Source organism: Acinetobacter sp. YH12218 (assembly GCF_013417925.1).
GTDB classification, from domain to species: domain Bacteria; phylum Pseudomonadota; class Gammaproteobacteria; order Pseudomonadales; family Moraxellaceae; genus Acinetobacter; species Acinetobacter amyesii.
The window spans coordinates 1-3672 of record NZ_VPDB01000058.1 but is presented as its reverse complement, the minus strand read 5'-3'; the positions used below and the strand labels follow the sequence as shown (position 1 = coordinate 3672).

4 protein-coding genes and 1 pseudogene are annotated in these 3672 nt (G+C 41.2%); 3 read left to right on the top strand and 2 right to left on the bottom strand.

Annotated features, from left to right (window positions below; all coding sequences use genetic code 11):
- Nucleotides 1–107 (top strand): annotated as a pseudogene (locus FTV03_RS13725) (IS5/IS1182 family transposase); the annotation flags it as partial.
- Between the two features lie 55 nt (nucleotides 108–162).
- Here FTV03_RS13725 and FTV03_RS13720 read toward each other — a convergent pair.
- On the bottom strand, nucleotides 163–1422 hold the full coding sequence (locus FTV03_RS13720) for a type II toxin-antitoxin system HipA family toxin (RefSeq protein WP_180041779.1): 1260 nt from the start codon (nucleotides 1420–1422) through the stop codon (nucleotides 163–165).
- Between the two features lie 4 nt (nucleotides 1423–1426).
- Complete coding sequence (locus FTV03_RS13715; RefSeq protein ID WP_180041778.1) at nucleotides 1427–1729, bottom strand: helix-turn-helix transcriptional regulator; 303 nt, start codon at nucleotides 1727–1729, stop codon at nucleotides 1427–1429.
- 191 nt (nucleotides 1730–1920) lie between these two features.
- Here FTV03_RS13715 and FTV03_RS18205 point away from each other — a divergent pair, with 191 nt between their 5' ends.
- Both FTV03_RS18205 and FTV03_RS13700 read left to right on the top strand, forming a co-directional pair.
- Nucleotides 1921–2259 (top strand): hypothetical protein, encoded by a 339-nt coding sequence (locus FTV03_RS18205; RefSeq protein WP_218950658.1) that lies wholly within the window; start codon nucleotides 1921–1923, stop codon nucleotides 2257–2259.
- Nucleotides 2260–2527: 268 nt separating this feature from the next.
- Nucleotides 2528–3672, top strand: a 1145-nt coding sequence (locus tag FTV03_RS13700) for a BapA prefix-like domain-containing protein (RefSeq protein WP_180041776.1), incomplete at its 3' end; no start/stop codon positions are given.

Below are 3672 nucleotides of genomic sequence, written 5' to 3'. Positions count from 1 at the left end.
AAACCTTCAAAATTCTTGCTGAGCGATATCGCAATCGAGGCAAAAGACTAGCATTAAGATTCAATCTAATTGCTGGAATTTATAACTTGGAGCTGAGTGAAAAATGACTTATGAAAGAAATCTAATATAATGATTCTTAATCCTCATGAAAATGTTTTATATTCATTTCAATAAATGAATATTATGCTCAATCCTATTTTGGATCATTTGGAGAGTCTCTGCTTGAATTTGTCCAGGTAATAGATCATGAGCGATATCGCTGAATCGGATTGCAACCTTACAAATCGAGCCAATAATTTCATCGACTTTTTGGGCAGAAAGTTCTGCTTCCTGAGTACCAAGTTTTACAAGAGCTTGTCGAGGAATATCCAGTGCCTCACCCATGATATCCATTTGATGATATCCACCTGGCCCTTCACAGAAAGTAACATCATAGGCAGGGGCGAGTTTCCATTGCCCATTTTGGGACATCAGAAATGAAAAGTTTTTGCAATGATCATCTCGATTATTGAAGACTACATTGAAAACAGCTCGCTTGAATGCAATTGCTTTTTCGCGAACATCATTGGTGCAAAAGTGTGCAGCGCGAAGAAAGTTACTGTAGTCTAAACTCCCTGGTGATTTAAAATCAGCTCCGGTGAAGGCAGCTAAACTTTGCATAGGGATACGCATACCATCATGGCGGTCAAATCTTTTTGATGCAAATGCGGTTAATCCATTCGGAAGAGTAAAATATTGAGTATCAGGGGTGTCAATATCACAATGACGTAAACATTCTGCATAAACAGCTTCAATTGCACAAACTTCAGGATGCTCTTGCTGTGCGGGAAATTTGATCAGCCAGGCTTCATGTTGATGTGAGCTAACTGTTGAGAATTCGTTGGTGACAGGATCACGATAGACGAGTGCTTTTGGCCTTGCACCTTGTGGTGATCCACCCATAACTAATAAATGCTGTAAAAATTCAGCACCTTCTCCTTTGAGAACTTCCTGGACTTCTTGAGCGAGTTTAATCAGTGGAATATTTTCAGTTAAGGCTAACTCAGGTGCTGAAGGTTCAAAGGATAATGCCCCCATCGCATGTGTATTAATATACGTGAGTCGTTCTAATGGCCCAATCCGTGCTGGATTGAGTCCATTTTTTTTAAATAAGCGATCCATAAGGAGCATGCCCCAACCATCGGGTAGGGCATCATATATAGGACCTGGCAATCCCATTTGATGTATAGGAAAGTTCGTTCTTAATGGGTCACCTTTTAACGGAAGTAGATAAGAGGAAAGTTCTAAACCTTTACTGATCGCTTCTGCACTGTATTCAAAGGCGATTAATGGCCGACCTGTGATTGCGGTTGAGGAGGCCAGTGTACCCCAAAGCCAATATTCACCCCATCCATTGTAGTAAACATTAAGTTTTTTGAGCATGGATTTATTTCCTTTTGATACGTTGGCGAGCCGTATTGCTCTCATAGCGGAGAATGTCGTTTACACTGTTTAAATGAGGTTTGAAGAGTTCCTCTAATTCTTTTAATCGGCCCAATACCATGGCAACACGTACGAAATTTTCAAATGAGACATTTCGACCAGCTTCTAGATTAGATACTGTATTCACACTAATACCAGCACGTTTAGCAGCGTCTGCCTGAGTCATTTCCAGATAAAGTCTTTCTTTGCGAAGCCTTTCACATAATAAAGTAACAATTTCTTCAGGTTTTTTGAATATTAAATCCATAATATTGGGTCTTATGTCTATATATGTCTATTAAACCACAAAAAAATGGATTTATAAAATAAACCGACTTAGTCGGTAAGGAGGGTACTTTATTGGCCTGATTAGATCCTATTAGATTAAAGAAGTCTAATTAGACATTTACAATCTAATAGAGTCTAACAACTTGCTTTAAGCTCAATCAGTTTCGCGTGGTGTCGCGAGGAACCGTGATTTGCTATCAGTTCAATCTGGAATATCTGACACAAGTGGTCTGGAGTAATGAGGTCGATGGGCAGCGCTTTGCCTTTCTTGATACCTTATTCAGTACCGATTTACAATTTATTCATCATCTTCCGCAAACATTGCTTCAATTTCATCCCAGTGCGGAAATTTATACTTGTTTTTATTCACTTCAAATTGCAGGCCTACTGAAAGAATGTGGGTTACATAGTCAATCCAACTATACAGATGAGGATTATGACATAAAACAATACCGTAAGGTCATTGCAGATGCGGATCAGCAAGCCCATGCAGTGATTCCATCTAGGTAAAATACGAAGTCATTGAAAGATAAATTTACAGAATTACGCCGACCCTACACCCAGGTTGTAACTTAAATTTGAATAGAATAGATCTAATTTTAAATTTGGGGCTTATACGAACAGAAATAAGAGGTAGCTATACATAGAAATATGTATAACATTTAAAGTTTAATTAAAATTATGCAAGGTGATTCACATTCTTTCTAGTATATTGTATGGTGTCTATGTATTTTTGTTTACTTTTTAGCTATTAAAATCTAACAATCAGGGTGAAAGCATGCCAAGTATTAAAATTGTTGCAAAAGAAGGACACGAGGTTTTATCTCAGACGACAGATAAGAATAGTGTTGCACTCACCGAAGCCTCGGTGGTGACATTAGGGGTTGCAAAAGCAGATATTTCAGAGATTCAGCGCAATGGAGCGGATGTTGTCATTCGTTTAAAAAGCGGTGAAGTTATTGTGATTCAAAATTTCTATAGCACCACGACAGCAACCGATAACAGTCTGGTATTAGAAGATGGCAATCAGTTGCTTTGGGTGAAGTTAACGGATGAAACAGGCGCATTTCTTGCTGAAGTGGTGTATGAGCCATTAACGACAATTGAGCCATTATTATATTCAGAGGGCGTGCCTCTTTGGGCGTGGGCTGCAGGGGCAGTTGCTGTGGGAGGTTTGGCAGCAGGCTTAAGTGGCGGCGGTAGTGATGGTGGAAATGGTGGGGGCGACCAAGGACCGTCAGCAGCATATAAAGCAGCAACAGCGGCGGTTGATAAGGCAGTAGAAGCGTATCAAGATGCGAAAGATGCCTTAACAGCAGCGAACACAGACGGTTTAATCAACCCGACCGAAAAAGCGGCGCTTGAAAAGGCTAAGACTGATGCTGAAGCGGCGAAAGCAGCAGCTCAAGCAAAAGTTGATGCATTACCATCGACAGAACAAGCAGCCAAAGATGCACTTGATGCACGCTTGGATAAATTAACTGACCCTGTGATTACTGTTCCTGCGGTGAACGATGCGGACAGCAATGGTGTGCTTGATAATGTTGATGCAGCAATTGCAGCGGCGAAAGCAGCAGTAGCAGCGGCAGAAGCGAAGCACACTGCACTGAAAGATGCGATTACAGCCAAAGGCGGCGTGATCAATCCTCAGGACAAAGCAGACTTAGATGCGATTAAATTAGAATTGGATGGCTTAAAAGGCACAGCGCAAGATTTAGTCACCAACTTGCCAGCATCTGCGGACAAAACTGCATTGCAAGGCAAATTAGATGCATTGAACACCACCGTTCCAAATGTGAACGATGCGGACAGCAATGGTGTGCTTGATAATGTTGATGCAGCAATTGCAGCGGCGAAAGCAGCAGTAGCAGCGGCAGAAGCGAAGCACACTGCACTGAAAGATGCGATTACAGCCAAAGGCGG

What these genes read in the sequence shown, in the direction of transcription:
- FTV03_RS13720 (WP_180041779.1), bottom strand. Translation starts at nt 1,422, where the DNA reads ATGCTCAAAAAACTTAATGTTTACTACAATGGATGGGGTGAATATTGG.
- FTV03_RS13715 (WP_180041778.1), bottom strand. Translation starts at nt 1,729, where the DNA reads ATGGATTTAATATTCAAAAAACCTGAAGAAATTGTTACTTTATTATGT.